The sequence below is a fragment of the Blautia sp. HCP3S3_H10_2 genome (assembly GCF_052122375.1).
In the GTDB taxonomy this organism is placed as follows: domain Bacteria; phylum Bacillota; class Clostridia; order Lachnospirales; family Lachnospiraceae; genus Blautia_A.
In genome coordinates, this window is the sequence record NZ_JBQKCL010000051.1 from 1 (window position 1) to 902 (window position 902).

Here is a 902-nt window from a genome sequence, read left to right on the forward strand (position 1 = left end):
CCTGGATCATGTTGTCAATCTGAATATTCTGTCTGCGGATCTTCTCATCACGCTCTTGTATGATCTTTTTGCTTGCTTCCAGCTCCAGAGCCTGCTTCGCTGCAAGAGCTCTCAGCATCAGTAATTCCTCGTGCTCAGTCATGCTTTTTTCCTCGTGTTTATGATAGGAAAATTATACCATTTTTTGAGGCTTTTTTCTACCGTTTCACGTTATTTCATACTCTGCAAAATGCCGGTTTTAAAGGCTTTTTTGGCACTTTCCAGGGCATTATCACGACTGTCAGAAACAACTGTTTTCACCGGTTATCTTTACCTGGTGATGTGCTTTTTTCTGTTCAATTTCCAACCCCTGAAGGAGCCATTCTACCTGCTGAAAAGAGATCTCTTTTACTTCATCCGGGGTTCTGGGCCACTGGAATTTCATGTCATCCAGAAGTTTTTTGGTTGCGAGGAGAAATCCGTTTTGGTCATAGCGTAAAACTTTTATGGAATCTCTTTTTCTGTTGCAAAAGATAAAAACAAAGTCTCCATTATATGGATCCAGTTTAAAACTAAGAGTAACAGAAGCAACCAGTCCCGGGATCTGTTTACGGAAATCAGTGTAACCACAGGCAAGAAATATGCGGGTGGCCCCTTCTGCAATACGCTTCATCATAACTTTTTCAATGTCTGAAGAAGTTTCAAAAGTGTATCAGCGTGGAAACCGTCGGGAACATAAACTTTCATCCCCTGGAAATAGATCATAAGCCGGTTATCGGCATTAGCTGCTCTGTTTCCCTGGGAATAAGTAATGTTAGCAGAATGAAGTACTTCGCCAAATGTAGTAACTGTTTCTGAATTTGGTCTTGCCATAAGTGCGCCTCCCTTGATATTGATGTTTTACAGTATATCAGGAAGAATAG

Annotated in this window: 2 protein-coding genes; both read right to left on the bottom strand. The window is 41.1% G+C overall.

Annotation, left to right across the window (positions count from 1 at the left end):
- Positions 1–280: 280 nt before the first annotated feature.
- The gene (gene tnpB, locus ACTQWB_RS18705) at positions 281–655 is read right to left on the bottom strand and encodes an IS66 family insertion sequence element accessory protein TnpB (RefSeq protein ID WP_441502923.1); all 375 of its coding nucleotides are present in this window, start codon (positions 653–655) and stop codon (positions 281–283) included.
- Entirely contained in the window at positions 652–852 is a 201-nt protein-coding gene (locus tag ACTQWB_RS18710; RefSeq protein ID WP_441502924.1) for a hypothetical protein, read from the bottom strand. The genes tnpB and ACTQWB_RS18710 overlap by 4 nt, the downstream gene beginning before the upstream one ends.
- Between the last annotated feature and the right edge of the window lie 50 nt (positions 853–902).

Excerpts from the sequence above, each read along its gene's own strand:
- ACTQWB_RS18710 (WP_441502924.1), bottom strand. The coding sequence starts at position 852 with ATGGCAAGACCAAATTCAGAAACAGTTACTACATTTGGCGAAGTACTT.
- tnpB (WP_441502923.1), bottom strand. The coding sequence starts at position 655 with ATGATGAAGCGTATTGCAGAAGGGGCCACCCGCATATTTCTTGCCTGT.